A 26,051-nucleotide genomic window follows, 5' to 3' on the forward strand; every position below is an offset into this window, starting at 1 on the left:
CAAAAAAGTCATTTGCTTATCAAGGTTTGTAAGGGTTCGTTTCGACCCTGTCGCAAAAAAATACGCACTTTCCCGGAGACCTAGTTGACCTTCCTGCCAATTAGCCGTATAAAGTTCGGGCAGGATTTCAAGCGGCGAGTGTGAATAGGTCTTTCGTAGTTCGCCCATCAACGGTACTCCGGCTGGTCCCATACCCCTTCCTTGATTTTCGTGCACCTCTCTCATTCATTTTTAGGAAAGTAATATGGAAACCGGTACCGTCAAGTGGTTCAATGACGCAAAGGGCTTTGGCTTCATCACTCCGGACGGCGGCGGCGAAGATCTGTTCGCGCACTTCTCGGAAATCAAGGTTGACGGCTTCAAGACGCTGCAAGAGAACCAAAAGGTTCAATTCGAAGTCCGCACGGGCCCGAAGGGCAAGCAAGCTGCCAACATCAAGCCGGTCTAAGTACTGCGCTCATTGGTCTGCTACGGCTTACAGGACCTGAACGCAGCTTCTGCGTAGTGCCTGACTAGCAAGCTTACCGAAAAACCCCACGCTTCTTCCGGAAGGTGGGGTTTTTTCTCGTCTGGCGCTTTAGCGCGAGGTTTAGGCGCCCCGCGCGTTTAGCCGAACAGGCGCTGCGCGTGAATGCCGAGGCCCGTCGCCACGCTGGCGAGACGGTCGCCGAACACGGCCTGCGACTGCGGAAACGCCTCCGCCAGCGCCTGCGTCAGGAACAAGAGGCCGGTCGAGCCGCCCGTGAAGTAAAGCGCGCTCACCTGAGCCGGCGCGACGCCCGCTGCCTGCACGGTTTCACGCGCGGCCTGCACGATGCGCCGCGTCTCCTCGCGCCCCGCCTCGACGAGTTGCGTGTCGCCGAACGCCAGACGCAAGTCCGCCTCGACGGCTTCGAGGTCGATCATGGTCTCCCCACCCGCCGAAACGCCGATCTTCGCCTCCTCGGCGCGCGCCGTGAGTGCGTGACCCAGACGCTCGTCGACCACTCGCATCAGCCGGTCGTGATGGCGCGTCTCGGTGTACAGATGGCGCATGAGCTTCAGCTCGGTCGCGCGCCTCGGCGTGTAGATCGTGTTGATGAGGTGCCACGTCGCCAGATCGAAGTAGATGCGGTTCGGCACCTCGCGGCCTTCGGGGTCGAGCGACTGGTAGCCCAGTTCGCGCAGGATGGTCGCGAGTTCGACGCGGCGGTCGAAGTCGGTGCCCGCCACGTGCACGCCGTGGTGCGCGAGCACGTCGTCCTTGCGTTCGAGCCGCTCCATCCGATCTGGCCCCACGCGCACGAGCGAGAAGTCCGACGTGCCGCCGCCAATGTCGGCGACGAGCACGAGCCCCTCTTGCGCGAGGCGCGACTCGTAGTCGAACGCCGCCGCGATCGGCTCGTACTGGAACTCGATCTCGCGAAACCCCACCCGGCGCGCCGCGGCTTCGAGCTGGTCCTGGGCGAGCTGGTCGGCGCGCGGGTCTTCATCGACGAAGAACACCGGACGGCCCAGCACCGCGCGCGTGATCGGCGTACCCGAGCAACGCTCGGCGCTGCGCTTCAGGTGCTCCAGAAAGATCGTGATGATCTCGGTATAGGGCATCGCGCTGCCGTCGCCGAGGTCGGTCGTGCTCTCGGCGAGCGGCGAGCCGAGGATGCTCTTCATCGAGCGCATCAGCCGGCCGTCGAAGCCGTCGATATAGGACGCGAGCGCCGCACGGCCGAATTCGCGGGTGTGCTCGTCGACGTTGAAGAACACCGCCGTGGGCAGCGTGGTGTGTGCGCCTTCCACCGGCGCGAGGCGCATCGCGCCGTCGGCCGCTGCCGGGAGCGCCACCGCCGAATTGGAGGTTCCGAAGTCAATCGCGCAGAAGCTGGTCATGGCAAGAGCGCGCCGCAGCGAATGCGCGCGCAAGAGAGGAAAGGTCGGGGGGATCGGCTTTGTAGCACGAAAGCGCCGCGCGGGGCAACCGCGGGCCCACGATGCGGCCCCGCAAGAAAAAACGCGCGGGCCATCCCGCGCGTTTTCGCTCAAGCTCGCAACCCCTGATGAGCGCGGGGTTTCTCCCGACTCAGCCCTTGAACGGCTGCTTCCAGGCGTTCGCGTAGGCGATCTCGCCCATCGCCGAGCGCGTGCGTTCCGCCTTTTCACGGTCGCGCAGCACGGGCTCCAGCTTCTCGGTTTCGCCATAGTGGCCGATCGAGATGATCGAGAGCGGCTCGACGTCGTTCGGCAGCGCGAATTCCCTGCGGAACGCCTGCACGTCGAAGCCACTCATCTGGTGCGCCGCGAGACCCAGCGCATGCGCCTGGAGCACGAGCGACATGGCCGCGGCGCCCGCATCGTATTGCGCCGTGCGATTCACTTCGCCCTTGGCGTTGAGCGTGTGTGCCGTCACCGCGATCAGCACCGATGCCGGCGCGTTCCACTGCTGGTTGAACGGCACGAGCGTCGCGAACGCGCGCTTGAAGGCGATTTCGTCGGTGCTGCGGTCGAACACGATAAAGCGCCACGGCTGCAGGTTGTAGCCCGAGGGCGCCCAGCGCGCCGCCTCGATCACCGCGTGCAGCGCCTCGCGGCTCACCGGCTCGCTCGAATAGGCGCGCGGGCTCCAGCGGCCGGCGATGAGTTCGTGAATGGGCACGGCTGTCGGTGCGGGTTTGTGCTTCGTCATGCCTTGTGTGTCCTTGGGGTGGCGGGCGGCTTGCCCGGGGGTCACTAGAATAACCGCAGCGCGTGAAATACGCTCAAACGCAACGGGCGACGCTGACGCATCGCCCGTCGGGGTGCGCCGCAGTGCGAACCGGCGCTGTGAAGTCGCGGTGGCCCCGTCAGGCCGTTTGCACGCCCACGGCGCGCGGCCCGCGGTTGATGCGCAGCACGAGGAACGACGCCACGAGGCACAGGCCGCCCGAGATCATCGACGCCACCGTATAGGTGCCGAGGCTCGAGCGCAGCAGGCCCGCGCCGAACGCCGCGAATGCCGCGCCGAGCTGATGCCCCGCCACCACCCAGCCGAACACGATCGGCGCGCGCTCCTTGCCGAAGACATCGGTGGCGAGCCGCACGGTCGGCGGCACCGTCGCGATCCAGTCGAGGCCGTAGAACACCGCGAAAATCGGCAACCCGAAGAAGTCGATGCCGAACGCGTGCGGCAAATAGATCAGCGACAGTCCGCGCAGCCCGTAGTACCAGAACAGCAGCAAGCGGCTATTGAAACGGTCCGAGAGCCAGCCCGAGAGCGTCGTGCCGAACAGGTCGAAAATGCCCATCGTCGCGAGCAGCGAGGCGCCCTGTACTTCGGTCATGCCGTAGTCGCCGCACATGGCGATGAGGTGCGTGCCCACATAGCCGTTCGTGCTCGCGCCGCAAATGAAGAAGCTGAAGAACAGCAGCCAGAAGTCGCGCGTGCGGCTCGCGGAGAAAAGCGCGTCGAACGCGATCTTCAGCGGATTCTGATGCGGCGCGGGCGGCGCGACGGGGGTGCTCTCGTCCTCGCCGAACGGACGCAGATTCACGCTCGCGGGCTGCTCGGGCAGCAGGAACAGCACAAGCGGCAGCACCGCGGCGGCGGCCACCGCAACCACGAGCACCACCGACTGCCAGCCGTGCTTCTCCACGATCGCCGCGAGGAGCGGCAGGAACACGAGCTGGCCCGTGGCCGAACTCGCGGTTAGGATGCCCATGGCGAGCCCGCGATGCGAGTGGAACCAGCGCGTGACAACGGTGGCCGAGAGCGAGAGCGCCGCGACGCCGGTGGCGCCGCCCACCATCACGCCCCAGATCAGGATCATCTGCCACGGATGCGTCATCAGCGCGGAAAGCGCCACGCCCGCCGCCATGGTGCCGAGCGCCGCGAGCAGCGTGGGACGCACGCCGAAGCGCTGCATGGCCGCCGCCGCAAACGGGCCCATGAGGCCGTAGAGCGCGATATTCACCGAGATGGCGAGCGAGATCGTCGCCCGGCTCCAACCGAACTGATGCTCGAGCGGCACCATCATCACGCTGGGCGTCGCACGCGTGCCGGCGGCCGCCAGCAGCACCAGAAAGACCACCGCCACGACGAGCCATCCGTAGTGGAAACGTCCGCCTATTCGCCTCGCTGCCCAGTCCATTGGTGCTCCTGTCACGGCGCGTCGGGTTCGACACGCCGATGTTTTCGTTGGCATGACCGCTCGCTGCGACGATTCGCCATCGCTCGATTGTTACCGATCGGTCACAAGTGTGTTGCGATAGTAGTTACCGCTCGGTAACATGTCAAGCAATCACCCTGATCGCGAGATGCCCTCATGAAACACGAAGGCCACGACGAAACCGCCACCGCCGCTGCCCGCACGCCCCGCCCCCGCGCGCAGACGGCTGGCGCACGCGCGCAAGAGCACCTGCTGCGCGCCGCCGACGAGCTGTTTTACCGCGAGGGCGTGCGCGCGGTCGGCATCGAGGCGGTGGTCGAGCGCGCCGGCGTCAACAAGATGAGCCTGTACCGGCAGTTTTCGTCGAAGGACGATCTCGTCGTCGCCTACCTGCAGCGCTGCGACGTGCGCTTTTTCGAGCGCTTCGACGAAAGTCTCGCGAAGCATCCGGGCGAGCCGGCAAAGCAGTTGGTGCAGTATTTCGAGGACCTCGCGCGCCGCGCCTCGGTGCCGGACTATCGCGGCTGTCCGTTCGTCAACGTCGCAACCGAATTTCCCGACGCCACCCACCCCGCGCGGCGCAGCGTCGACAACAACAAGACGCGCCTCATGGCGCGGCTCACCGCGCTCGCACAGGAAGCGGGAGCCAACGATGCGGTCGCGCTCGCCGAGGAACTCGCGCTGCTAGTCGAAGGCGTCTATGCCGCAAGCCAGACTTACGGCCCGGGATGCGGCGCGATTCTCGCGGCGCCGCGCATGGCGAAGCTGTTGATCGAGGCGGCATGCCCCGGGCGCTAGCCGCCCGTAAAATGACACGATGAACGAAACCGCTGCTCTGTCCCCCGACCACGCCGCCATTCTCGAAGCGACCCGCCACTGGCTCACGCGCGCCGTAATCGGCCTGAACCTCTGCCCGTTCGCGAAAAGCGTGCACGTGAAGGACCAGATTCGCTACGTGATCAGCGAGGCGACTGATCTGGAAGGTGTCCTCACCGATCTCGAACGCGAATTGCAAACGCTGGCTCAGGCCGATGCCGCGGATATCGACACGACGCTCCTGATCCTGCCCCGCGCGCTGGCCGACTTTGCCGATTTCAATGACGCGAGCTGGTTTGCCGAGCGCCTCGTGCAGCAACTGCGGCTGGAAGGCACGCTTCAGGTCGCGAGCTTTCACCCGCAATTCCAGTTCGAGGGCACCGAGCCCGACGACATCGAGAACTACACGAACCGCGCGCCATATCCGATCCTGCATCTGCTGCGGGAAGCGAGCATCGAGCGTGCAGTCGAGGCATTCCCCGACGCCGCCGACATCTACGAACGCAACCAGGAAACGCTGCGCAAGCTCGGCTTCGACGGTTGGCAAGACTGGATGAGCAAGCGCGACTGACGCCGCGCGGCCCACAAATTCAGCTTTCGGTTGCCGCGTCGGAGGCCGCCTCGCCCTCGTCGGCGAAGAAGCGCTCGCGCAGGTCCGCCAGCCCGAACGTTTCGAGAATCTCGTTGAGCCGCGCCGCCGGACGGCGCCGCGGCAAATCCTTGTACTGGGCGATGATGAGTTCGTTCTTCATCGAATGCTCCCAGCCCACCAGTTCCGTCACGCTCACCTGATAGCCGTGCGCCTCGAGTTGCAGGCAGCGCAGCACGTTGGTGATCTGGCTGCCGAATTCGCGCGTATGCAGCGGATGGCGCCAGATCTCCGTGAGCGCCTGGCCGAGCGACTTGCCCTTGTTGCGACGCAGCACCCCCGCCACTTCGGCCTGGCAGCACGGCACGACCACGATGTAGCGCGCGTGCTTCTTGAGTGCGAAGCGCAGGGCGTCGTCGGTGGCGGTGTCGCAGGCATGCAGCGCGGTCACCATATCGACGGTCGGCGGCAGTTGCGGCGAGGTGATCGAATCGGCTACCGACAGGTTCAGGAACGACATCCCGCCAAAGCCCAGCCGTTTGGCCAGCTCCTGCGAGTGCTGCACAAGCTCGTCGCGCGTCTCAATGCCATAGATGTGTGACCTGTCGCGCTGATCCTTGAAGAACAGGTCGTAGAGAATAAAGCCCAGATAGGACTTGCCCGCACCGTGATCGACGAGCGTCACGTCGCGGCCATCCTGCTTGAGGTCCTTGAGCAGCGGCTCGATGAACTGGAACAGGTGATAGACCTGCTTCAGCTTGCGGCGGCTGTCCTGGTTCATCTTGCCGTCGCGCGTCAGGATGTGGAGCTCCTTGAGGAGTTCGACAGACTGGTTCGGACGGACTTCGTAAGTCTTGCTGGACATCGGCGTGATCGGATGAAAGGCGTGGTATGTCGCGAAACGTGCGACAGGCGACAGACGGGTTGCAGTAATTCTGTCATTTTACGAAAAAAGCGAGTCCAGGCTGCCGAACCCATAAGAGCGGCCAGTGTCGTAATAGCGTCCAGGCACGCTGACCCACGTGCGGACAGGAGGGAGGGGTTGAATAGAAGAGACACGAGGATTTTCGTCCCCGATGCCCAAAAAGGACCAAAACGCAGCGCGACCGGCCGGCAACGAATCGACAGGCGCGCATTGGGAGGTCGCACCGGGAGTGCCGGTTGCGATGAATCAGGCTGGCGCAGTCCTCGCTGCGCGAAGAGCGCTCGACGCTGTACGGCCTTGCATGGGGCATGCAATGAATACGATACCTGACGGAAACGCAGAGCAAAAATTCCAGGAACTGCTTACGAAACTCGTCACGGTTCCCGACTGGACGGAAAAGCAGCAACTGGAGCTGGAAATGGCGCGCGACATCTCGGTGGAGATGCTGCGGGTCGCGGAAAGCATGCGCGACGGCCCTTCGGATCTCGAGACCTGTCTGATTCTGCTGAAGTACGCGAAGGTGCTCGATTTCGTGATGTCGGCGCTGGCGTCGCGCCGCGATATCAAGCCACAAACGCTGCGCGTGATTTTCAAGCTGGCAGGCCTGAAGGTCGACGAGGCCTATCCGGGGTGAAGCCGATGTAAATCTGACGCGCACCCGGCGTGGCAGCCATGCCGCCGACGCCGATACTCGACACCCACACGGGCCGTTAGCGGCCCGGCTTCTTCTTTTTTGCCAACGCTTTTTCCCGCCGCCGGTTCACGCTGCGCGCACCTTGAGGCGCCACAGCGACGTCAGTTCGGCTGCGCGCGCACGATAGAGCGGATCGGTGGGATCCGACGCTTTCGGGTGCCGCGGCCGAATGTCCTCCCGACCCACTACTTCGAGTCCTGCCTGCACGATCATCTCGATGAGCGATTCGCGCGTGCGCAGCCCGAGATGCTCCGCGAAGTCGGACAGAATCAGCCACCCCTCGCCGCCCGGTTCGAGATGATCCTTGAGGCCGCCGAGAAAGCCGAGCAGCATGCGGTTCTCGGGATCGAACACAGCGTACTCGATGGGCGACGCGGGCCGCGCCGGCACCCACGGCGGATTGCAGACAATGAGCGGCGCGCGCCCCGGCGGGAACAGATCCGCCTCGACGACCTCGACCTGAGCGGCGTAGCCGAGGCGATCAAGGTTCTCGTTCGCGCAGGCCAGCGCGCGGAAGTCCTGATCGGTCGCGACCACACGCTTCACGCCGCGCGAGGCGAGCACGGCGGCGAGCACGCCCGTGCCCGTGCCGATGTCGAAGGCCTTTTCGAGCGACGGCAGCGGCGTGCGCGCGACGAGATCGACGTATTCGCCGCGCACCGGCGAGAACACGCCGTAGTACGGATGAATGCGCGCCCCGTTCAGCGCCGCGATCTCGACGCCCTTCTTGCGCCATTCGTGTGCGCCGACCAGGCCGAGAATTTCACGCAGCGACACCGCGGACGCTTCGCCATCGGCCGCGCCCCACGCCTCTTCGCACGCGAGCCGGACGTCGGGTGCGCGGCGCAGGTTGATGCCGTAGTCGCCTTCGAGTGGAATCAGCACCATGCCAAGCGTGCGGGCGCGCTGCGCCTGCGCCTGGCGATGCAGATGAAACGCTTCGAGCGGTGCGGCTGGCGCCTTGGGCGGCGCACCCTTGCGCGGTTTGCGCTCGGCACGGCGCGCCATGGCCTGCAGCAGTTGACGCGCGTTCTGATAGTCGCCGTGCCACAGCAGCGCGGTGCCTTCGCAGGCAAGGCGGTACGCTGCGTCCGCAGTCGTGCGATCGTCGGCGATGACCACGCGTTTGGGCGCCGGCACGCCAGCCTCGGAGCGCCAGCGCACCGTGCGCGGGCCTTCGGTATCGGGCCAGGTGAGAGTGGGATGTTCAGTCATAGTCGGATATTCGGTGCGGCGGGCCAGTTCGTCGATTCGTACCGGGCCCGCGGGTGGGCGCCGCGGGGCGCCATCATATAGCAGAGCGATGCGGCGCGTTCCGCCGTTTCGCCATCGCAACGATGATCGCTCAGACGGGCGGACGCGTCGACTCGGCCAGACGGTGTAGGACGAAACGCACGCGCCCGGCAGTAAAATGTGCGCCGACTGCGCCCCGCCAGGCCACGCCCACCCGCTCGAGACCATGCCACAAACCACCCAGCAGACCCGCCGCGCGCGCAAACCGCGCACGCGCCGCGCCGGTGCCGGAGGTGGGCTCGACGAAGGCTTTTACGCCGAACTGCTGCATATCGTCGGGTTGCGGGAGAGCGTTTCCGGCGTGAGACGCACCGTCGCGCGACTCGCGCCGCACGATCGTTTGCCCGGCGCGCTGCTCGAACTCGCGCTGTCGCGCCTCGCCGCCCGCGATGGAGAGCGCCAGAGCGAGGCGCCGGAGGCCGACCACTTCGAACTCGCGCTTCGGCTTTGCATCGCATGGATCAGCCGCCTCGTTTTTCTCAAGGTGCTCGAAACGCGTCTGCTGATGCTCCATGGCGGCGATGCGGCCTACGCGTTCCTGAACGCCCAGCAGATCCGCTCGTTCAGCGATCTCGACGCGCTGTGCGACGCCGTACTCGGCGCCGGTGACGACACGCCGCCGGCTCGCTTCGCTCACCTTCCCCGCTTCGACGGTGCGCTTTTCGCGCCGCAAGACCTGGACCGTAGCCTGCTCGGCATGAGCGCGCTCGACGATCGCGCCACGCTGCCGCTTTTCACGGCGACCGTGCTCCGCGATTCGAACGGAGAGCGGCACACGCTTGCGTATCTGCTCGATTTTCTCGCGGCGTTCGACTTCTCCGCCGGTTTAATCGCGCGAGAACCAGGCGCGGCGAACAGGCCTTGCCTCGACGCCTCCTCGCTCGGGCTCGTCTTCGAAAAGCTCAACGGCTACCGCGACGGCGCCTGGTACACGCCGGGCAGCGTCGCGATGCAGCTCGCCCGTCCCGCCATCACCGAAGCGGCGCTCAATCGCCTGAATCGCGCCAGGGGCTGGCACTGCACGAACATCGATCAGCTATCCGAACTGTTCGGCGACTCGATCGAAAACCGCGACGAAGCGCGCGCGATTCTGGACTCGCTGCGCATCTGCGATCCCGCCGTGGGCTCGGGGCATCTGCTCGTTTCGGCGCTCAACGAGTTGCTCGCGCTGAAAGTGCGCCTCGGCTTGCTGAACGCGCAGGACCGCGAAGCGCTCGGCGCTTGCCGCATCGACGTCACCGCGGACCGGCTGTGCGTCACGCATGCGAACGGCGAACCGCTCACCCGCGAGCGCGATGGCACGACCATCCGCAAGATCGAAGCCGCGCTCTTTCGCGTCAAGCGGGAGATCGTCGAGCACTCGCTTTTCGGTGTGGATATCAAGCCGGATTCGGTCGGCATGGCGCGCCTGCGGCTGTGGATCGAACTGCTCGAACACGCGGATTTCACCGCTACGCTGCCGAACCTCGAGACCAACCTCAAAGCAGGCAATGCGACGCTCAGCCGTTTCGACTTCGATACGCCGCTGCGCGGCTGCGCTGAGCCCGTGGCGAACTATCGCGCAAGCACGGCTAGACTGCGGGCGACGGCTACAGCCGCGGCGAGGCGCGCCGAAATCGCCCGATGCGCGCAACTGCGCGACACGTTGCACGACGCCCTCGCGAACCACCAGGCCGACACGCCGGCCGAAGAAGCCGAGGCGTTCGAATGGCGCATCGAATTCGCCGAACTCCTCACCGACGAAGGCGACTTCGAGCGCTTCGACGCCGTCATCGCGAACCCGCCCTATATCGACTCCGAGCGCATGATCAACCAGGGCCAGCGCGCGCTGCGCGAGCGGCTGGCGCGGCGCTGGCCGAGCGCGCGGGGCAACTGGGATCTCTACATCGTGTTCATGGAACTGGGCCTCGCGCTCCTGAAGCCCGGCGGCGCGATGGCGTATCTCACGCCCGACAAGTGGCTCTCGAAGCCCTTCGGCAATGCGTTGCGCGCACGGCATCTGGACAAGATCGAACGCATCGTCAGGCTCGGGCGCGACGTGTTCGAGCAGGCGCGCGTGGATTCGATCATCACGCTCTTTCGCGAGTCCGGCACGCCCGCCATCGCGACCGCGCGCATCGACGGCGAGACGCTCACCGAGCTGGCGCAAACCGACAAGCGCACGCTCGCGACGCCATGGCCGCTCGACGCCTTGCTCTCGCCGCACGCCGCGTTCGTGCAGCGATTCGCCCGTGCGCACGCGACACTCGGTTCGCTGCTGCCCTGCGAAAACGCCTGTGCGACATCGGACGCCTACCGGCTCGCGCCCCTCGTCGAGGCGGCCGATGGCCGTTTCCAGCCGGGCCGTCACTACCGTGTGGTGAACACCGGCACGCTCGGGCGCTATGTCTCGCGCTGGGGCAGCAAACCGATGACCTATCTCGGACGGCGCTACGCGGCGCCCGTGGTCGAGCGCGAGCGTTTCGCGTCGACGTTCACGAACGGCTACGGCGCGAAAGCCAGGGCGAAAAAGGTGATCGTGAAAGGCCTCACACGGCTCGACGCGACGCTCGATCTCGCAGGCGACACGATCCCCGGCAAGACCACGCTGATCCTGCGCGCGGACGACGAGAATCTGCTGAAGTTCGCGGCGGCGTTGCTCAATTGCCCGCTCTCGGTGTTCCTGATCCGCGCGAAGTACGGCGCGTCGAGCTACAACGGCGGCGTGGCGTTCACGACAGCGATGATCGACGCCTTGCCCGTGCCGGGCGGCGCTTCGGTGCGCAGCGAAGTGGCCGACTGCGTGACCCGCTTGCTGCGCGCCGGGCAGTCCGGCAGCGACGCCGCTGAACTGGACGACATCGCGCGCGAGATCGATCGACGCCTCTACGCGGCATTTGGCCTGTCGCCACAGGAGATCGACCTCGTGGAAGGCCGCCGCGGCTCGCTGGCGCGCGAGGCAAGCTGAGCGCGCAGCGCAACGCAGCGACGGCGTCCCGGCGAGTCGGCTAGTCTTGCTCATCCTCGCGCAGGGCAGACATCATGGAACGGCTTCGCTTCTTCAGTGCTTCCGACGAGAGCAGCGTGCTGACGCTATCGATCGCCACGACGTTGGTGATCGCCCTCATCGGCATTCTGTTCGGCTTGATTTCCGGCTCGTTTTCCATCGTGTTCGACGGCGTCTATTCGCTCGTCGACGCGAGCATGAGCGCGCTCGCGCTCGCCGTCGTGCGCCTGATCACTTCCTACGCGGTCAACGTCGACCTGCCGCGCAAATGGCGCGAGCGCTTCACCATGGGCTTCTGGCATCTCGAACCCATGGTGCTCGGGCTCAACAGCACGCTGCTAGTGGGCGTGGCCGTCTACGCGCTGATCAACGGCGTCACCAACCTGCTCTCCGGCGGCCACGAGCTGCACTTCGGTCCTGCACTCGTCTACGCCGTGCTCACCGTTAGCGCCTGTGTGGCGATGGCGGTGTTCGAATCGCGCGCGAACCGCCGGATCCACTCGGATTTCCTCCGCCTCGACATCAAGTCGTGGATCATGTCCGCGGGCATCACCGCGGCGCTCCTCGTCGCCTTCAGCGTCGGCTATGCGATTCAGGGAACGGCGTGGGAGCGCTTCGCCCCCTACGTCGACCCGGCCGCGCTCGTGGTGGTGTGCGTCGTGATCATTCCGATTCCGCTCGCGGAAATCCGCCAGGCGTTGCTGGACGTCTTGCTCGTGGCGCCCGCGGATCTCAAGCAGCATGTCGATGCCGTCGCGAAACGCTTCGTCGAGCGCTACGCCTTCGAGTATTACCGCGCTTATGTCGCGAAAGTGGGCCGCTCCCGCGAGATCGAGCTGTATTTCGTCGTGCCGCCCGACATGCCGGCAAAGCGCATCGCCGAATGGGATGCGATCCGCGATGAAATCGGCCGGGCCATCGGCGGCGACGAGTCGCACCGCTGGCTTACGATCATGTTCACGAGCGACCCGGAATGGGCGGAGTGAGGAATCTGGGGGGAAGGGGCGCAGAAAGCACAAAGGGTTACGTGAGATTCACGTAACCCTTTGTCTTGACGCATTGCTTCGAATATGGTGCCGGCTGCAGGACTCGAACCCGCCACCTGATGATTACAAATCAACTGCTCTACCAGATGAGCTAAGCCGGCGTAGCCCGCTATTCTACTTCATTTAACGATCTTGAGGTGGCCCTTGCCGCCCTTGTTGCCGCCTTCGTCATCCTTGTCGGCGGCGCGCGTCGCAACCGGTGCGAGCGGCGCAGCGGGTTCCTCGGCGGGCTCGTCGCGCACTGCGTGCGCCTCATGCGCTTCGGCTTCTTCGTGGTCCTCGGAGGACAGCACGTCGTCGGCGTCGCCGGGCGGAGACTCGACGGGGAACGCCATGCCCTGGCCGTTCTCGCGCGCGTAGATCGCGAGCACGTTCGATACCGGCACCTCGATCTTGTGCGACTTGCCCGAGAAGCGCGCGTGGAATTCGATCATCTCGTTGCCCATCTGCAGCTGGCTCGTCGCCTCGAAGCTGATGTTCAGCACGATCTCGCCATCACGCACGAACTGGCGCGGCACCCGCGTGCGGTTGTCGACCCGCACCGCGATATGCGGCGTGAAGCCGTTGTCGGTGCACCACTCGTACAGCGCGCGCAGCAGATACGGCTTGGTGGAAATCTCTTGCATCAACAATCCTTTCACGAGGCGGCATCCACACCCACGCTGTGCACGCCGCCTCTGTTACCTGCAACCGCCAGGATACTGCTTAACGACGCATGACCTTTTCAGACGGCGTCAGCGCTTCGATGTACGCCGGACGGCTGAAAATGCGCTCGGCGTACTTCATGAGCGGCGCGGCATTCTTCGACAGCTCGATGCCGTAGTGGTCGAGGCGCCACAGCAGCGGCGCGATGGCGACGTCGAGCATCGAAAACTCTTCGCCCAGCATGTACTTGTTCTTCAGGAAGATCGGCGCGAGCTGCGTGAGGCGGTCGCGGATCGCGAGGCGCGCCTTCTCGTGGTTCTTCTCGGCGGCCTTGCCCTTCTCGTTTTCGAGCGTGCTCACGTGCACGAACAGTTCCTTCTCGAAGTTGAGCAGGAACAGACGCGCGCGGGCGCGCTGAACCGGGTCGGCCGGCATCAGCTGCGGATGCGGGAAGCGCTCGTCGATGTACTCGTTGATGATGTTCGACTCGTACAGAATCAGGTCGCGCTCGACCAGAATCGGCACCTGACCGTACGGATTCATCACGGCGATGTCTTCCGGTTTGTTGAACAGGTCGACGTCGCGGATTTCGAAGTCCATGCCCTTTTCGAACAACACCAGCCGGCAGCGCTGGGAGAACGGGCAGGTAGTGCCGGAGTACAGAACCATCATGATTTACATTTCCTCAATAAACCCAAAAGGCCAGCGGGCGAAAAAACCGCCTGACGGTCCCTGAACCGTCAGACGGCATCTCGTCGCACCGGCCCCACGTCGGTCAGGACGTGCCTATTTGATATCTTTCCAGTACGCAGCGTTCAATCGCCACGCGAAAAAGCTCAAGACGCCGAGGAACAGGAGCACCCACACACCAAGCTGCCTGCGGGTTTTCTGCTCGGGTTCGGCCATCCAGCCGAGGTACGCCACCAGGTCGGCCACGTCGGCATCATAATCCACCGGCGAGAGCGTTCCGGGCGTGACCTGCTGGAACCCCGCAAAGCGACGGACCTTTTCCCCGGTTTCCTCGTCCGTCGTGTCCTCGAACTTCGCCGTGCGGATGCCCTGCAACTGCCACAGCACGTGCGGCATGCTCACGTTTTCGAACACCAGATTGTTCCAGCCGGTCGGCCGCGTGTCGTCGCGGTAGAAGCTGCGCAGGTACGTGTACAGCCAGTCGCGCCCTTTCGCCCGCGCTTCCACGGAGAGGTCCGGCGGCGCCACGCCGAACCACGACTTGGCGTCGTCCGGGCGCATCGCGATGGACATCGTGTTGCCGACCTTGTCGGTCGTAAACAACAGATTATCTTCGATTTGCTTCTGCGGAATGCCGAGAACCTGCAACCGGCTGTAGCGCATCAAGTTCGCACTATGGCAATTCAGACAATAGTTTACAAACAATTTGGCGCCGTGTTGCAGCGAAGCAAGATTTTCGCCGTTATCGGGAGCGCGGTCGAGCGGAATGTTTTCCTGCGCCACCGCTGATCCAACCCCAAAAGCGCATGAAAGCGCCAGCGCAGCCAAGCCGGCCCTGACGCCGGCAGCCCGTATGCTCACCTTCGCGAGCGTCGAAAAAAGAGAACGTTTCGTCATATCTTCCTCGCTCGTCAATTAATGGGGCTTGAACCGCACGCGCTCAGGCGGCTGCTTGAAAGTGCCAAGCGGCGTCCAGAACGGCATGCCGAGGAAGAAAGCGAAATAGACGAGCGCGCAGATCTGGGCGATCAGCGTGGCCGCCGGCGATGGCGGCTTCGTGCCGAGGAACGCGAGTGTCAGGAACGCCACCACGAAGATGCCGAGAAACACCTTGTGGAAGAACGGCCGGTAGCGGATCGACTTCACCGGTGAGCGGTCGAGCCACGGCAGGAAGAAGAGCGAGATCACCGCCGTGCCCATCACCACCACGCCCCAGAACTTCGACTCGGTGAAGTACATCGCGAGGATCACGAGCACTGCCAGCACCGGCAGCCCGGCGCGCCATTTGCCGCGGGCACGCACGAGCGCGAGCAGCCCGAGCAGCGCGATCACGATCATCAGCACGATCTTGAACGGGTCGGTGGTGGCGCGCAGCATCGCGTAGAACGCCGTGAAGTACCAGACCGGCGCGATCTCGGGCGGCGTCTGCAGCGGGTTGGCCGGCACGAAGTTGTTCGCCTCGAGGAAGTAGCCGCCCATCTCCGGCGCGAAGAACACGATCGCCGCGAAGATCATCAGGAAGATGCACACGCCCATGAAGTCGTGCACCGAGTAGTACGGATGGAACGGGATGCCGTCGAGCGGCACGCCGTTCGCGTCCTTCTTCGCCTTGATCTCGATGCCGTCCGGATTGTTCGAGCCCACTTCGTGCAGCGCGATGATGTGACAGATCACGAGCCCGACCAGCACCAGCGGAATGGCGATCACGTGGAACGCGAAGAAGCGGTTCAGCGTGACGTCCGACACCACGTAGTCGCCGCGAATCCACAGCGAGAGGTCCGGGCCGATGAAGGGAATCGCCGAGAACAGGTTCACGATCACCTGGGCGCCCCAGAACGACATCTGGCCCCAGGGCAGCAGGTAGCCGAAGAACGCCTCCGCCATCAGGCACAGGAAGATCGCGCAGCCGAAGATCCACACGAGCTCACGCGGCTTGCGGTACGAACCGTACAGCAGCCCGCGGAACATGTGCAGATACACGACCACGAAGAACATCGAAGCGCCCGTGGAGTGCATGTAGCGGATGAGCCAGCCCCACGGCACCTCGCGCATGATGTACTCGACCGATGCGAACGCGAGCGTCGCATCGGGCTTGTAGTTCATGGTGAGGAAAATGCCGGTGACGATCTGGTTCACCAGCACGAGCAGCGCGAGCGAGCCGAAGAAGTACCAGAAGTTGAAGTTCTTCGGCGCGTAGTACTCGGAAGCGTGCGCGCGCCAGCTCGCGGTCATCGGGAAGCGCTTGTCGATCCAGCCTTGCAGCCCGCTCGTTTCCACCACGTCCTTTTCGGTTCCCGTCGCCATCACGCTTCTCCTTTTTCGTCCTTGCCGATCACGATCTGCGTCGGGGACGCGAACATGTAGCGGGGAATGTCGAGGTTTTGCGGCGCCGGCTTGTTCTTGAACACGCGGCCGGAGAGATCGTAGGTGGAGCCGTGGCACGGGCACAGGAAGCCGCCCGGCCAGCTGTCGGGCAGGTTCGGCTGCGGCCCTTCCTGGAAGCGCGGCGTCGGCGTGCAGCCCAGATGGGTGCAAACGGCAACCGCCACGAGAATGTTCTGATGCTCGGCGCGCGAACGGAATTCGTTCATGCAGTACTCCGGCATCGGCATCGAGAACGGGTGCTCGGAGTTCGGGTCGGCCAGATCGGGATCGGCCTTCTTCACGTCGGCCATCATGCGATCCGTGCGGTTCAGGATCCACACGGGCTTGCCGCGCCAGGCCACGGTCATCATCGAGCCGGGCTGCAGATTCGTGATATCGGCTTCGACGGGCGCGCCAGCGGCGCGGGCTTTTTCGGATGGTGCAAAGGACCCTACGAAAGGTACGACAGTGGCCACGCCTCCAATGCCACCTGCTACGGACGTCGCAATCAGCCAGGTTCGGCGGCTGCCATCGACGCGGTCATTCTCGTTGTCTCGCATCACATCGCCCCACTTCTGAGTTGGATTTTTCCGTCACGCCAGCTTACCCGCGGTGCTGCCGAACGCTAGTTTGCTCGAATGGAGTTGGCATTTACAAGGGGCGTTCTCGAAAAAGCCTCGGAAGTCCTTGATATCTCGGGGTTTTCCCGCAGAAAAGAGGGCCACTTTCTTTTCAGTTTGTAAATGCCTCATGAATAAAACGATGCTGCGCCACGACAATTTGCGCCGAATACGCAATCAGACGGGATTGTCGATATCGATGAAAAGATGCTCGATATTGAAGGCTTCCGAGAGGTGCGCGCCCACCGCCTGCACACCGAAGCGCTCGGTCGCGTGGTGGCCCGCGGCGAGGAACGCCACGCCGCTTTCCGCGGACGTGTGCGTGATCGGCTCGGAGATCTCGCCGGTGAGGAAGACGTCGGCGCCGGCTTCGATCGCGGCGTCGAAGAGACTTTGCGCCGCGCCCGTGCACCAGGCCACGCGGCGCAACTGCCAGTCGGGGTCGCCGAGCACGAGCGGCGTGCGGCCGAGCGTCTGTTCGACCTCGGCCGTAAAGTGCGCGAGCGTGATCGGCATGGGCAGCGTCGCCATCCAGCCAAGATCCTGGTCGCCGAAGCGCTGTTCGCCGATCCAGCCGAACCTGGCGCCCAACTGCGCGTTATTGCCCAGTTCGGGATGGCAGTCGAGCGGCAGATGGTAGGCGAACAGGTTGATATCGTTCGCGAGCAGCGTCTTCAGGCGCCGGTACTTGCGGCCCGTAATTTGCGGTGCTTCGTTCTTCCAGAAGTAACCGTGATGCACGAGCACCGCGTCGGCGCCCCATTCGAGCGCGGCTTCGAGGAAGGCGAGCGAGGCCGTCACGCCCGTGGCAATCTTCTCCACGCGCCGCCGCCCTTCGACCTGCAGGCCATTGGGGCAGTAGTCCTTGAACCGCGCGGATTCCAGAAGATTGTTCAGATACAATTCCAGTTCGATCCGATCCATATAATCCTCTAATCTTCAGATGCTTAGACGCTTTTGGCTGTTCTTCGCCCAGGCGGTGACGGTCCTGCTGGCGTTGATGTTCATCATCGCCACGCTCAAACCGCAGTGGCTGCAGCACCAGGGGCAGTTCGGCAAGCAGCTTGCCGAACCGATCGTCGCACTGCGGGAAGTGGCGCCAGGCATCGGTGGAGGCGCCGCCCAGGGCTCCTATGCGGACGCCGCCCAGAAGGCCATGCCCGCGGTCGTCAACGTGTTCTCGAGCAAGGATGGGTCGCTGCCGCCCGATCCTCGCCAGAACGATCCGCTATTTCGCTACTTCTTCGGCGATCGCAACAAAAACCAGAAGCAGCAGGAGCAGCCTGCCGCCAACCTCGGTTCGGGCGTCATTGTCAGTCCGGACGGTTACATTCTAACGAACCAGCACGTAATCGACGGCGCGGACCAGATCGAAATCGCGCTTTCCGACGGCCGCACCACCAACGCCAAGGTGATCGGCATCGACCCGGAAACCGATCTCGCGGTGCTCAAGATCAATCTGCCGAACCTGCCCACCATCACGCTCGGCCGCATGGACCAGACGCGCGTGGGCGACGTCGTGCTCGCCATCGGCAACCCGTTCGGCGTGGGCCAGACGGTCACGATGGGCATCATCAGCGCGCTGGGCCGCAATCACCTCGGCATCAACACGTTCGAGAATTTCATCCAGACCGATGCGCCGATCAATCCGGGCAACTCCGGCGGCGCGCTCGTCGACGTGAACGGCAACCTGCTCGGCATCAACACGGCCATCTACTCGCGCTCGGGCGGCTCGCTCGGCATCGGCTTCGCGATTCCCGTCTCCACGGCGCGCAGCGTGCTGGAGAGCATCATCACCTCGGGCTCGGTCACGCGCGGCTGGATCGGCGTGGAGCCACAGGACGTGACGCCGGAGATCGCCGACTCGTTCGGGCTGAAGGAGAAGTCGGGTGCGATCGTCGCGGGCGTGCTGCAGGGCGGCCCCGCCGACAAGGCCGGCATCAAGCCGGGCGACGTCCTGACCTCGGTGAATGGTGAGGCCATCACCGACACCACGCGTCTTTTGAACGTCATCGCGCAGATCAAGCCGGGCACCGACGCGAAGATCCACCTCGTGCGCAAGAACAAGGACATGGATCTCGACGTGCTGATCGGCAAGCGCCCGCCGCCGCCGAAGCAGCCGGCTCAGGAAGACGGCGAAGGCGACGACGGCGGTTGATGTCACCGCAGGCGGGGCATCGCGCCCTGCCCGCGTCCGCACTCACAACCGGAAAAGCAAAAGGCCGCGAACCCTGGTTCGCGGCCTTTTGCTTTCCTGCGGCTGTTCTCCGCCAAGCCAGCGGGGCTAGCGACTAGCTCGCCGCCTGGCTCTCGTCCGCGGGCTTCTTCTCGCCCGTGCCGATGAAGATACGCGCCGCAATGATGCCCGCCTCGTAGAGGAGGATGAGCGGCAGCGCGAGAATGAGTTGCGAGAACACGTCCGGCGGCGTCACCACGGCCGCGACGATGAACGCGCCGACGATCACGTAGGGGCGGATCTGCTTGAGCTTCTTCACGGTGACCACGCCCATGCGCACGAGCAGCACGACGATGATCGGCACCTCGAAGGTCACGCCGAACGCGATGAACATGGTGAGCACGAAGCTCAGGTAATTGTCGATGTCAGTCGTCATCTCCGCGCCGAGCGGCGCGTTGTAGTGCGCCATCACGCGGAAGATGGTCGGGAACACCACGAAATACGCGAACGCCATGCCGCACAGGAAGAGCGTGTAGCTGCTCGCCACGAGCGGCGCGACGAGCTTCTTTTCGTGCTGGTAGAGGCCAGGGGCCACGAACGCCCAGATCTGGTAGAGCACGACCGGCAGCGCGATCACGAAGGCCACGAGCATCGTGACCTTCATGGGCACGAAGAACGAGCCGGTCACGTCGGTGACGATCATCTTGCCGTCGCGCGGCAGGTTCTGCATGAGCGGACGCGCGAGCAGCCGGAATATGTCGGGCGCCCAGTAGACGAGCCCGACGAACACGACGATCACAGCGATGCCTGCGCGAATGATGCGGTCGCGCAGTTCGACGAGATGGGAAATGAAGGTCTCTTCGGAGCCTTCTTCCAGTTTTTGCTGGGGGTCGCTCACACCGGCCCTCTATTGGAAATGGTCGTGCGCAAAGGCGGATCCGCCTCAGAAGAACCGCGTGGGCCGGCGCAGGCTCGCCGGCGTGTGCTGCGCCACGCGCGCAGCGCCCGATTGCACCCGCGTGCGGCGCAGCGTGGCGCGTTTGTACCAGACCGGCGCGGCGCCCTGCTTCACGCGCCAGTTCTTGCGCTTCGCGCCGCTTGCGCCCGCGTTGCCGGAGCGCCATCCCGATTGCGTGGCGACGCCGTCCGCATTGGCGGCGGCGCCTTCCAGGCTGGCAGGATCCGCGCCGCCTGCGATGCTCGGCGACACCGAGGTGCCCGCGTTCCACGCGTCGTTCAACTCGGTTTCATGCTTGCGCAGATTGTCCTGAACGTTCTTCTCGACGTTCTGCGCCGCCGCTTCGAACTCGGTCTTCATGCGGCGCAACTCGTCGAGTTCGATCTCGCGCGTGACTTCCGCCTTGACGTCGTTGATATAGCGCTGCGCGCGACCGAACAGCGCGCCGGCCGTGCGAGCGACCCGCGGCAGCCGCTCCGGCCCGAGAACGACCAGCGCGACGACGCCGATCAGCGCCATCTTGGTTAAACCGAGATCGAGCATGAATGGAGTTTTCCGTCAGCCTTGGCTGCCTTAGTGGAAACGAACGGGAAACATGCGGAAAAACCTGTGGCGGCGGAAAAAAAGGCCGCCACGCGTTTTAGCGGTAGTCGTTCGAGCGCTGCGTCTTGTCCTTGGCTTCGACGTCGACTGCACCGCCGTCGGCCGGGAGTTCGCGCTTTTGCGTGTCGGCGCCGGCGCCTTCGTTCTCGCGCATGCCTTCCTTGAAACCCTTCACCGCACCGCCCAGATCGCTACCGATATTGCGCAGCTTCTTGGTGCCGAAGACGAGCGCAACGATCAACAAGACGATCAGCCAGTGCCAGATGCTCAACGAACCCATGATTGACTCTCTCCTTAACCCCGCCGCCGCGCGAGGTGCGCGACGCGATAAATTGTGCCTGTTCGATGTTGCATGGTCGTGGCGTGCGACCCTTTAGCGCGACGCTTTAGTGTGACCCACGCCATGCGTCATTTATACCGACTTTCACCGCCGCCGGCACTCAGCCCATGCGGTGCCACGGACGCGGCCCGGCCAGCAAATGCGCGTGCAGATGGTAGACCTCCTGCCCGCCGCCCGGCCCCGTATTCACCACCGTGCGAAACCCGGTTTCGCCGCCCGTGTACGAGACGCCCAGCTCTTTGGCGAGTCGTGCGACCAATACAAACATTCTACCAAGCAGCAGTGCGTCGTTTTCACTGCAATCGGCAAGGGTGGGAATATGCTGGCGCGGAATCACGAGGACGTGGGTTTCGGCTGCAGGCCGGATGTCGCGGAAGGCGACGAACTCGTCGTCCTCGTACACCCGCGTGCTGGGAATATGGCCATCGGCGATCTTGCAGAAGAGACAGGTGCTGCGATCGTGACTCATGGTGCTCCTGGTGAGCAAAGCCGCGCGCCCTCCGGGAGCCCTCAGAACCAGGCGCGCGGGTTGTGCAGCGGCTTGTTGTCGTACAAGTACAGCCAGCCTTTGATGATACGGTACAACGTCCAGATTGCGACAGCCCACAATATTGGAATGCCGACCAGCACGAAGATGAGCACGCCGCCGATCAGATGGCCGGCCAGCCCGAGCCAGAACGTGCGGATTTGCCACGTGAAGTGCTGCTCATATGGCGTGCCGAGCGCTTCGTCGCGTTTGAGGTAATTCAGGATGATGGCCACCAGCACCGAAATGCCGCCGGTCAGCCAATAGACCGCATAGAGCGCGTACAGCACGTGCGTGAACGTCCGCAGGCTGCGCAAACGGTCCGCGTCGACGCCGTTGCGGTACGAAGGGGGCGGGTAGTCGCCGGACGTGGACATGTCGTTCATCTCCCTCTGTGGAGCGCTGTGCAGCGTAGAGCCTCAGTCGCCGTTCTCTTCGCGCTCGCGGCTCTTGCGCAGCGCCTTTTCCTCGAGACCCGAAAGGCCTTCGCGGCGTTCGAGTTCCGCTAGCACGTCGGCGGGACTCAGATCGAAGTGCGAGAGCGTCACGAGGCAATGGAACCACAGGTCGGCCATCTCGCCGACCAGCGCCTTCGGCGCGCCGCCCTGGCGCACGTCCTTCGCGGCCAGCACGACTTCGGTCGCCTCTTCGCCGACCTTCTTGAGCACCGCGTCGTCGCCCTTGTGAAACAGGCGCGCGACGTAGGAGGCGTCCGGGTCGCCGCCCTTGCGGCTGTCGATCACCGCCGCGAGGCGCAGCAAGGTGTCGTTGGTGTTCAGTTGCGTCATTTGTAGATGTGTTCGGGGTCTTTCAGCACCGGGTCGACTGCGACCCAGCGGCCTTCGTCGACGGTGCCTTCGAATTGCTGGAAAAAGCACGAGTGGCGGCCCGTGTGGCACGCGATGCCCGAGACCTGCTCGATCTTGAGCAGCACGACGTCTTCGTCGCAGTCGAGGCGGATGTCGCTCACGTGCTGCACGTGGCCCGACTCCTCGCCCTTGAACCACAGGCGCTGGCGCGAGCGCGAGAAGTACACGGCGCGGCGCAGCTCGACCGTCTTCGCGAGCGCTTCGCGGTTCATCCACGCGAACATCAGCACGTCGCCGGTGGTGGCTTCCTGCGCGATCACAGGCACGAGGCCGTTGGCGTCCCAGTTGACCTTGTCGAGCCAGTTGGCGTTGGCGAGGTCGTTGTCGGCTTTGCCGGTTTGAGTATTGCTCATCGCGTTACATCCTCACCGAAATGCCCTGGTCGGCCATGAAGCGCTTCGCCTCGCCCACCGTGTGTTCGCCATAGTGGAAGATGCTCGCCGCCAGCACGGCGTCGGCACGGCCCTTGACGATGCCGTCCGCGAGATCCTGCAGGCCGCCCACGCCGCCCGAGGCGATCACGGGAATCGGCACCGCGTCGGACACCGCGCACGTGAGGTCGAGGTCGAAGCCGCTCTTCGTGCCGTCGCGGTCCATGCTCGTGAGCAGGATTTCGCCCGCGCCCAGCTCGGCCATCTTGCGCGCCCACTCCACGGCGTCGATGCCCGTGGCCTTGCGCCCGCCGTGCGTGAACACTTCCCAGCGCGCGGGTTCGCCCGGCGCCGACGTCCGCTTCGCGTCGATGGCGACGACGATGCACTGCGAGCCGTATTTGTCGGCGGAATCGCGCACGAGCTGCGGATTGGCGACCGCCGACGAGTTCATGCTGACCTTGTCGGCGCCGGCGTTGAGCAGGCGCCGCACGTCCGCCACGGCGCGCACGCCGCCGCCCACGGTGAGCGGAATGAAGACCTGCGAAGCCACCGCCTCGATGATCGGCAGGATCAGGTCGCGCTGGTCGGAGGTCGCGGTGATGTCGAGGAACGTGAGTTCGTCGGCGCCCTGATCGTCGTAGCGGCGCGCGATTTCGACGGGGTCGCCCGCGTCGCGCAGCTCGACGAAATTGACGCCCTTGACGACGCGCCCGGCGGTCACGTCGAGGCAGGGGATGATGCGTTTGGGTAGAGCCATGATCTTGCCGAAGTTGCCAGTCGGTGTGTGTGCGGCGAGCACCTTTCGCGAGAAGGCTGCCGGCCCCGCTTCGGGCGCGGCGCGCAGCCCATTGTCGCGCGCTTTGCGCCGTGCCTTGCGCCCTGAGGCGAAATTATCCCGCGCGAGCGCCGGTCCCCATGGAGATGGCGGCGCAGCGCCAAAAACAAACGGCCTCCAGTGACGGAGGCCGGCATGCGACGCCTTACGCGTCGTCCGATTCGCGCAGGCTGTCTGCGCGCGTTTGCGCGGCGGCGAAATCGAGGTCGCCCGAGTAGATCGCGCGGCCGCAGATCACGCCTTCCACGCCTTCGTCCTCGACTTCGCACAGTGCGTCGATATCGCCGAGGTTGGAAAGCCCGCCGCTCGCGATGATCGGAATCTTCACCGCGCGCGCGAGGCGCACCGTCGCTTCGATGTTGATGCCCTGAAGCATGCCGTCCCGGCCTATGTCGGTATAGATGATCGATTCGACGCCGTAGTCCTCGAACTTGCGCGCGAGGTCCACGACTTCGTGGCCCGTGAGCTTGCTCCAGCCGTCGGTCGCGACCTTGCCGTCTTTCGCGTCGAGGCCCACGATGATATGGCCCCCGAATGCGGTGCACGCTTCCTGGAGGAAGCCCGGATTCTTCACGGCGGCGGTGCCGATGATCACGTAGGACAGGCCGTCGTCGAGATAACGCTCGATGGTGTCGAGGTCGCGGATGCCGCCGCCGAGCTGCACGGGGATCTCGTCGCCGACTTCGCGGATGATCTCGCGAATCGCGTCTTCGTTCTTCGGCTTGCCGGCGAACGCGCCGTTGAGGTCGACGAGGTGCAGGCGCCGCGCGCCGCGCTCGACCCAGTGTCGGGCCATGGCCGCCGGTTCCTCGGAGAAAATCGTCGCCTGGTCCATATCGCCTTGTTTGAGGCGCACGCAGTGACCGTCTTTGAGATCGATGGCCGGAATCAGCAGCATAGCTTCGGGTGTGTCTGGGAATGGGGTTGAAGTCTGCGGCGCCGGCGGAAAAAAGGCCCGATCCGACGCCGTTTCGCTAGTTTAGTACAACTCTTTCGGCGGCCTTGCTGACGCAAATCTAATGCCGCGGCGCTCGTGCGCGAAGGCGGCTGCGAGCGTCAGCGCCGCAGGAAATCAGGGGTTCCAGTGGACGAAGTTGCGATAGACGCGCAAGCCCGCAGCGGCGCTCTTTTCCGGGTGGAATTGGGTGGCGAAGATGTTATCCCGCGCCACTGCCGAGGTAAAGGCCGCGCCGTACGGCGTTTCGCCCACGGTGTGCGATGCATCCGCCGGAACCACATAGTAGCTGTGCACGAAGTAGAAGAAGCTTTCGTCGGGCACGCCGTCCCACAGGGCGTGCGCGCGCGCCTGGCGCACGCGGTTCCAGCCCATTTGGGGGACCTTGAAGCGCGAGCCGTCGTCCTGCAGCTGGCCTTCCAGGTCGAAGCGCACGACCTTGCCGGGCAGCAGGCCCAGGCCCTTCGTGTCGCCTTCCGCGCTCCAGTCGAACAGCATTTGCTCGCCCACGCACACGCCCATGAGCGGCTTCGTGCGCGAGGCTTCGAGCACGGCGTCCTGCAGGCCCGATTCGGCGAGGCTGCGCATGCAGTCGGGCATCGCGCCCTGCCCCGGCAGCACCACGCGGTCGGCAGCACGGATCGCCTCGGGACGCTCGACGATGGCCACGTCGGCTTCCGGCGCGGCCTGCCTCAGCGCCTGGGCCACCGAACGCAGGTTGCCCATTCCATAATCCACAATCGCAATTGAAGTTTTCATCTCGAATCCGGCCTGCTCAAAAGGCCTTGCCCTTGGCTATGTGGCGCATGTGCGCCGCGATGTGCCCTGATCTGCTCGAAGCCGTCAATGTACGCCAGTCGGCGCGTGCGAGCCCATAAGCCAAACGGCTAATGTGGCGCGCACGCCGCATGGGGAGGCCGGCCCCGGCGCGGCGCGCTCGAAGTCCTGCTCCGGCACGCGCCGGCACGGTTGCGCGCAACGCGGCCCGCCTTCTGGTCGGTGAAAGGCGTCGCTTAGAGGCTGCCCTTCGTCGACGGAATCTTGCCCGCCTGACGTTCGTCCAGTTCGGCGGCCTGGCGCAGCGCGCGGCCGAATGCCTTGAACACGGTTTCCATCTGATGGTGCGCGTTGAGGCCGCGCAGATTGTCGATGTGCAGCGTCACGCCGGCGTGGTTCACGAAGCCGCGGAAAAACTCGATCGACAGGTCGACGTCGAACGTGCCGATGCGCGCACGCGTGAACGGCACGTGGAATTCGAGGCCCGGACGGCCCGAGAAGTCGATCACGACGCGCGAGAGCGCCTCGTCGAGCGGCACATAGGCGTGGCCGTAGCGGCGAATGCCCTTCTTGTCGCCGATGGCCTGCGCCACCGCCTGGCCGAGCGTGATGCCGACGTCTTCCACCGTATGGTGGTCGTCGATATGCGTGTCGCCATGCGCCTCGATCTCGAGATCGATCAGACCGTGTCGTGCGATCTGGTCGAGCATGTGGTCGAGAAACGGCACGCCGGTCTTGAGTTTTTGCTCACCGGTGCCGTCCAGATTGAGTTTCACGCTGATTTGCGTTTCGCTGGTGTTGCGAACGACTTGCGCGACGCGCATGGCAATTTCCTTCAAACAGCCCGTAACA

At 64.6% G+C, this 26,051-nt stretch carries 29 protein-coding genes and 1 tRNA gene; 7 read left to right on the forward strand and 23 right to left on the reverse strand.

Annotation, left to right across the window (positions count from 1 at the left end; translation table 11 throughout):
* Positions 1-244 precede the first annotated feature (244 nt).
* Positions 245-448: a cold-shock protein gene (locus AB4Y35_RS38385; RefSeq protein WP_027797379.1), complete on the forward strand. Its 204-nt coding sequence runs from the start codon at positions 245-247 to the stop codon at positions 446-448.
* A gap of 158 nt (positions 449-606) precedes the next feature.
* Here AB4Y35_RS38385 and AB4Y35_RS38390 read toward each other — a convergent pair whose 3' ends face one another.
* The 3 genes from AB4Y35_RS38390 to AB4Y35_RS38400 all read right to left on the reverse strand — a co-directional run bounded on the left by AB4Y35_RS38390 (position 607) and on the right by AB4Y35_RS38400 (position 4,100).
* A complete protein-coding gene (locus tag AB4Y35_RS38390) occupies positions 607-1,866 on the reverse strand; it encodes an Hsp70 family protein (RefSeq protein WP_368708542.1) in 1,260 nt (419 codons plus the stop codon).
* A 190-nt stretch (positions 1,867-2,056) separates the two neighbouring features.
* The gene (locus AB4Y35_RS38395) at positions 2,057-2,659 is read right to left on the reverse strand and encodes a nitroreductase family protein (protein WP_368708543.1); all 603 of its coding nucleotides are present in this window, start codon (positions 2,657-2,659) and stop codon (positions 2,057-2,059) included.
* Between the two features lie 157 nt (positions 2,660-2,816).
* Positions 2,817-4,100, reverse strand: a complete 1,284-nt coding sequence (locus AB4Y35_RS38400; RefSeq protein ID WP_368708544.1) for an MFS transporter — start codon at positions 4,098-4,100, stop codon at positions 2,817-2,819.
* Between the two features lie 174 nt (positions 4,101-4,274).
* Between AB4Y35_RS38400 and AB4Y35_RS38405 the strand changes: the two genes are divergently transcribed.
* Together AB4Y35_RS38405 and AB4Y35_RS38410 are read left to right on the forward strand one after the other, a co-directional pair.
* Complete coding sequence (locus AB4Y35_RS38405) at positions 4,275-4,916, forward strand: TetR/AcrR family transcriptional regulator (protein WP_368691476.1); 642 nt, start codon at positions 4,275-4,277, stop codon at positions 4,914-4,916.
* A 19-nt stretch (positions 4,917-4,935) separates the two neighbouring features.
* Positions 4,936-5,505, forward strand: a complete 570-nt coding sequence (locus AB4Y35_RS38410; RefSeq protein WP_368708545.1) for a DUF1415 domain-containing protein — start codon at positions 4,936-4,938, stop codon at positions 5,503-5,505.
* A 19-nt stretch (positions 5,506-5,524) separates the two neighbouring features.
* On the opposite strand, the gene AB4Y35_RS38415 is transcribed toward AB4Y35_RS38410, so the two are convergent.
* A complete protein-coding gene (locus tag AB4Y35_RS38415; RefSeq protein WP_368708546.1) occupies positions 5,525-6,388 on the reverse strand; it encodes an SAM-dependent methyltransferase in 864 nt (287 codons plus the stop codon).
* A gap of 373 nt (positions 6,389-6,761) precedes the next feature.
* On the opposite strand from AB4Y35_RS38415, the gene AB4Y35_RS38420 reads away from it, so the two are divergent.
* Positions 6,762-7,082: a hypothetical protein gene (locus AB4Y35_RS38420; protein ID WP_028206633.1), complete on the forward strand. Its 321-nt coding sequence runs from the start codon at positions 6,762-6,764 to the stop codon at positions 7,080-7,082.
* Between the two features lie 126 nt (positions 7,083-7,208).
* Here AB4Y35_RS38420 and AB4Y35_RS38425 read toward each other — a convergent pair whose 3' ends face one another.
* Complete coding sequence (locus tag AB4Y35_RS38425; RefSeq protein ID WP_368708547.1) at positions 7,209-8,357, reverse strand: methyltransferase; 1,149 nt, start codon at positions 8,355-8,357, stop codon at positions 7,209-7,211.
* Between the two features lie 244 nt (positions 8,358-8,601).
* Here AB4Y35_RS38425 and AB4Y35_RS38430 point away from each other — a divergent pair, with 244 nt between their 5' ends.
* Positions 8,602-11,382 (forward strand): N-6 DNA methylase, encoded by a 2,781-nt coding sequence (locus AB4Y35_RS38430; RefSeq protein ID WP_368708548.1) that lies wholly within the window; start codon positions 8,602-8,604, stop codon positions 11,380-11,382.
* 74 nt (positions 11,383-11,456) lie between these two features.
* Complete coding sequence (locus AB4Y35_RS38435; protein WP_368708549.1) at positions 11,457-12,407, forward strand: cation diffusion facilitator family transporter; 951 nt, start codon at positions 11,457-11,459, stop codon at positions 12,405-12,407.
* 85 nt (positions 12,408-12,492) lie between these two features.
* Here the strand turns inward: AB4Y35_RS38435 and AB4Y35_RS38440 are convergent.
* The 7 genes from AB4Y35_RS38440 to AB4Y35_RS38470 all read right to left on the reverse strand — a co-directional run bounded on the left by AB4Y35_RS38440 (position 12,493) and on the right by AB4Y35_RS38470 (position 17,710).
* Positions 12,493-12,568: transfer RNA gene (locus AB4Y35_RS38440), tRNA-Thr, on the reverse strand.
* Positions 12,569-12,586: 18 nt separating this feature from the next.
* Positions 12,587-13,093, reverse strand: coding sequence for a ClpXP protease specificity-enhancing factor (locus AB4Y35_RS38445; protein WP_321927846.1), 507 nt, complete (start codon positions 13,091-13,093; stop codon positions 12,587-12,589).
* 79 nt (positions 13,094-13,172) lie between these two features.
* Complete coding sequence (locus AB4Y35_RS38450; RefSeq protein WP_027797364.1) at positions 13,173-13,784, reverse strand: glutathione S-transferase N-terminal domain-containing protein; 612 nt, start codon at positions 13,782-13,784, stop codon at positions 13,173-13,175.
* 114 nt (positions 13,785-13,898) lie between these two features.
* Positions 13,899-14,699 (reverse strand): cytochrome c1, encoded by an 801-nt coding sequence (locus AB4Y35_RS38455; RefSeq protein ID WP_368708550.1) that lies wholly within the window; start codon positions 14,697-14,699, stop codon positions 13,899-13,901.
* Positions 14,700-14,717: 18 nt separating this feature from the next.
* Positions 14,718-16,106 carry a cytochrome bc complex cytochrome b subunit gene (locus AB4Y35_RS38460; RefSeq protein WP_368708551.1) on the reverse strand — a complete coding sequence of 463 codons (1,389 nt, stop codon included), beginning with the start codon at positions 16,104-16,106 and terminating at the stop codon, positions 14,718-14,720.
* Entirely contained in the window at positions 16,106-16,726 is a 621-nt protein-coding gene (gene petA, locus AB4Y35_RS38465) for a ubiquinol-cytochrome c reductase iron-sulfur subunit (RefSeq protein ID WP_133186206.1), read from the reverse strand. Before petA ends, AB4Y35_RS38460 begins: the two co-directional genes overlap by 1 nt.
* A gap of 237 nt (positions 16,727-16,963) precedes the next feature.
* Positions 16,964-17,710, reverse strand: a complete 747-nt coding sequence (locus AB4Y35_RS38470) for a Nif3-like dinuclear metal center hexameric protein (protein ID WP_368691465.1) — start codon at positions 17,708-17,710, stop codon at positions 16,964-16,966.
* A gap of 19 nt (positions 17,711-17,729) precedes the next feature.
* On the opposite strand from AB4Y35_RS38470, the gene AB4Y35_RS38475 reads away from it, so the two are divergent.
* Positions 17,730-18,944 (forward strand): Do family serine endopeptidase, encoded by a 1,215-nt coding sequence (locus AB4Y35_RS38475; RefSeq protein ID WP_110856890.1) that lies wholly within the window; start codon positions 17,730-17,732, stop codon positions 18,942-18,944.
* A 133-nt stretch (positions 18,945-19,077) separates the two neighbouring features.
* Here AB4Y35_RS38475 and tatC read toward each other — a convergent pair whose 3' ends face one another.
* The 11 genes from tatC to hisB all read right to left on the reverse strand — a co-directional run bounded on the left by tatC (position 19,078) and on the right by hisB (position 26,023).
* Positions 19,078-19,860 (reverse strand): twin-arginine translocase subunit TatC, encoded by a 783-nt coding sequence (gene tatC, locus AB4Y35_RS38480; RefSeq protein ID WP_110388460.1) that lies wholly within the window; start codon positions 19,858-19,860, stop codon positions 19,078-19,080.
* 45 nt (positions 19,861-19,905) lie between these two features.
* Positions 19,906-20,463 (reverse strand): Sec-independent protein translocase protein TatB, encoded by a 558-nt coding sequence (gene tatB / locus AB4Y35_RS38485; protein ID WP_368691462.1) that lies wholly within the window; start codon positions 20,461-20,463, stop codon positions 19,906-19,908.
* Between the two features lie 97 nt (positions 20,464-20,560).
* Positions 20,561-20,803 (reverse strand): Sec-independent protein translocase subunit TatA, encoded by a 243-nt coding sequence (gene tatA / locus AB4Y35_RS38490; protein WP_342924276.1) that lies wholly within the window; start codon positions 20,801-20,803, stop codon positions 20,561-20,563.
* 160 nt (positions 20,804-20,963) lie between these two features.
* Positions 20,964-21,332 (reverse strand): histidine triad nucleotide-binding protein, encoded by a 369-nt coding sequence (locus AB4Y35_RS38495; protein ID WP_368691461.1) that lies wholly within the window; start codon positions 21,330-21,332, stop codon positions 20,964-20,966.
* A gap of 41 nt (positions 21,333-21,373) precedes the next feature.
* On the reverse strand, positions 21,374-21,766 hold the full coding sequence (locus AB4Y35_RS38500; RefSeq protein WP_028206579.1) for a membrane protein: 393 nt from the start codon (positions 21,764-21,766) through the stop codon (positions 21,374-21,376).
* A gap of 42 nt (positions 21,767-21,808) precedes the next feature.
* Positions 21,809-22,177: a phosphoribosyl-ATP diphosphatase gene (locus tag AB4Y35_RS38505; RefSeq protein WP_110388464.1), complete on the reverse strand. Its 369-nt coding sequence runs from the start codon at positions 22,175-22,177 to the stop codon at positions 21,809-21,811.
* Complete coding sequence (hisI, locus tag AB4Y35_RS38510; RefSeq protein ID WP_368691460.1) at positions 22,174-22,611, reverse strand: phosphoribosyl-AMP cyclohydrolase; 438 nt, start codon at positions 22,609-22,611, stop codon at positions 22,174-22,176. The genes AB4Y35_RS38505 and hisI overlap by 4 nt, the downstream gene beginning before the upstream one ends.
* Before the next feature lie 4 nt (positions 22,612-22,615).
* Positions 22,616-23,389, reverse strand: a complete 774-nt coding sequence (gene hisF, locus AB4Y35_RS38515) for an imidazole glycerol phosphate synthase subunit HisF (RefSeq protein ID WP_342924273.1) — start codon at positions 23,387-23,389, stop codon at positions 22,616-22,618.
* A 223-nt stretch (positions 23,390-23,612) separates the two neighbouring features.
* A complete protein-coding gene (gene hisA / locus AB4Y35_RS38520; RefSeq protein WP_069268257.1) occupies positions 23,613-24,365 on the reverse strand; it encodes a 1-(5-phosphoribosyl)-5-[(5-phosphoribosylamino)methylideneamino]imidazole-4-carboxamide isomerase in 753 nt (250 codons plus the stop codon).
* 174 nt (positions 24,366-24,539) lie between these two features.
* Positions 24,540-25,181: an imidazole glycerol phosphate synthase subunit HisH gene (gene hisH, locus AB4Y35_RS38525; protein ID WP_254317689.1), complete on the reverse strand. Its 642-nt coding sequence runs from the start codon at positions 25,179-25,181 to the stop codon at positions 24,540-24,542.
* A gap of 254 nt (positions 25,182-25,435) precedes the next feature.
* Entirely contained in the window at positions 25,436-26,023 is a 588-nt protein-coding gene (hisB, locus tag AB4Y35_RS38530; protein WP_368708552.1) for an imidazoleglycerol-phosphate dehydratase HisB, read from the reverse strand.
* Positions 26,024-26,051 lie beyond the last annotated feature (28 nt).

Origin of the sequence: Paraburkholderia sp. EG286A (assembly GCF_040965375.1) — a bacterium.
GTDB lineage: Bacteria > Pseudomonadota > Gammaproteobacteria > Burkholderiales > Burkholderiaceae > Paraburkholderia.

Bases quoted from the DNA above. Each gene is read 5' to 3' on its own strand.
- AB4Y35_RS38385 (WP_027797379.1), top strand. From the start codon at position 245: ATGGAAACCGGTACCGTCAAGTGGTTCAATGACGCAAAGGGCTTTGGC.
- AB4Y35_RS38390 (WP_368708542.1), bottom strand. From the start codon at position 1,866: ATGACCAGCTTCTGCGCGATTGACTTCGGAACCTCCAATTCGGCGGTG.
- AB4Y35_RS38395 (WP_368708543.1), bottom strand. From the start codon at position 2,659: ATGACGAAGCACAAACCCGCACCGACAGCCGTGCCCATTCACGAACTC.
- AB4Y35_RS38400 (WP_368708544.1), bottom strand. From the start codon at position 4,100: ATGGACTGGGCAGCGAGGCGAATAGGCGGACGTTTCCACTACGGATGG.
- AB4Y35_RS38405 (WP_368691476.1), top strand. From the start codon at position 4,275: ATGAAACACGAAGGCCACGACGAAACCGCCACCGCCGCTGCCCGCACG.
- AB4Y35_RS38410 (WP_368708545.1), top strand. From the start codon at position 4,936: ATGAACGAAACCGCTGCTCTGTCCCCCGACCACGCCGCCATTCTCGAA.
- AB4Y35_RS38415 (WP_368708546.1), bottom strand. From the start codon at position 6,388: ATGTCCAGCAAGACTTACGAAGTCCGTCCGAACCAGTCTGTCGAACTC.
- AB4Y35_RS38420 (WP_028206633.1), top strand. From the start codon at position 6,762: ATGAATACGATACCTGACGGAAACGCAGAGCAAAAATTCCAGGAACTG.
- AB4Y35_RS38425 (WP_368708547.1), bottom strand. From the start codon at position 8,357: ATGACTGAACATCCCACTCTCACCTGGCCCGATACCGAAGGCCCGCGC.
- AB4Y35_RS38430 (WP_368708548.1), top strand. From the start codon at position 8,602: ATGCCACAAACCACCCAGCAGACCCGCCGCGCGCGCAAACCGCGCACG.
- AB4Y35_RS38435 (WP_368708549.1), top strand. From the start codon at position 11,457: ATGGAACGGCTTCGCTTCTTCAGTGCTTCCGACGAGAGCAGCGTGCTG.
- AB4Y35_RS38445 (WP_321927846.1), bottom strand. From the start codon at position 13,093: ATGCAAGAGATTTCCACCAAGCCGTATCTGCTGCGCGCGCTGTACGAG.
- AB4Y35_RS38450 (WP_027797364.1), bottom strand. From the start codon at position 13,784: ATGATGGTTCTGTACTCCGGCACTACCTGCCCGTTCTCCCAGCGCTGC.
- AB4Y35_RS38455 (WP_368708550.1), bottom strand. From the start codon at position 14,699: ATGACGAAACGTTCTCTTTTTTCGACGCTCGCGAAGGTGAGCATACGG.
- AB4Y35_RS38460 (WP_368708551.1), bottom strand. From the start codon at position 16,106: ATGGCGACGGGAACCGAAAAGGACGTGGTGGAAACGAGCGGGCTGCAA.
- petA (WP_133186206.1), bottom strand. From the start codon at position 16,726: ATGCGAGACAACGAGAATGACCGCGTCGATGGCAGCCGCCGAACCTGG.
- AB4Y35_RS38470 (WP_368691465.1), bottom strand. From the start codon at position 17,710: ATGGATCGGATCGAACTGGAATTGTATCTGAACAATCTTCTGGAATCC.
- AB4Y35_RS38475 (WP_110856890.1), top strand. From the start codon at position 17,730: ATGCTTAGACGCTTTTGGCTGTTCTTCGCCCAGGCGGTGACGGTCCTG.
- tatB (WP_368691462.1), bottom strand. From the start codon at position 20,463: ATGCTCGATCTCGGTTTAACCAAGATGGCGCTGATCGGCGTCGTCGCG.
- tatA (WP_342924276.1), bottom strand. From the start codon at position 20,803: ATGGGTTCGTTGAGCATCTGGCACTGGCTGATCGTCTTGTTGATCGTT.
- AB4Y35_RS38495 (WP_368691461.1), bottom strand. From the start codon at position 21,332: ATGAGTCACGATCGCAGCACCTGTCTCTTCTGCAAGATCGCCGATGGC.
- AB4Y35_RS38500 (WP_028206579.1), bottom strand. From the start codon at position 21,766: ATGTCCACGTCCGGCGACTACCCGCCCCCTTCGTACCGCAACGGCGTC.
- AB4Y35_RS38505 (WP_110388464.1), bottom strand. From the start codon at position 22,177: ATGACGCAACTGAACACCAACGACACCTTGCTGCGCCTCGCGGCGGTG.
- hisI (WP_368691460.1), bottom strand. From the start codon at position 22,611: ATGAGCAATACTCAAACCGGCAAAGCCGACAACGACCTCGCCAACGCC.
- hisF (WP_342924273.1), bottom strand. From the start codon at position 23,389: ATGGCTCTACCCAAACGCATCATCCCCTGCCTCGACGTGACCGCCGGG.
- hisA (WP_069268257.1), bottom strand. From the start codon at position 24,365: ATGCTGCTGATTCCGGCCATCGATCTCAAAGACGGTCACTGCGTGCGC.
- hisH (WP_254317689.1), bottom strand. From the start codon at position 25,181: ATGAAAACTTCAATTGCGATTGTGGATTATGGAATGGGCAACCTGCGT.
- hisB (WP_368708552.1), bottom strand. From the start codon at position 26,023: ATGCGCGTCGCGCAAGTCGTTCGCAACACCAGCGAAACGCAAATCAGC.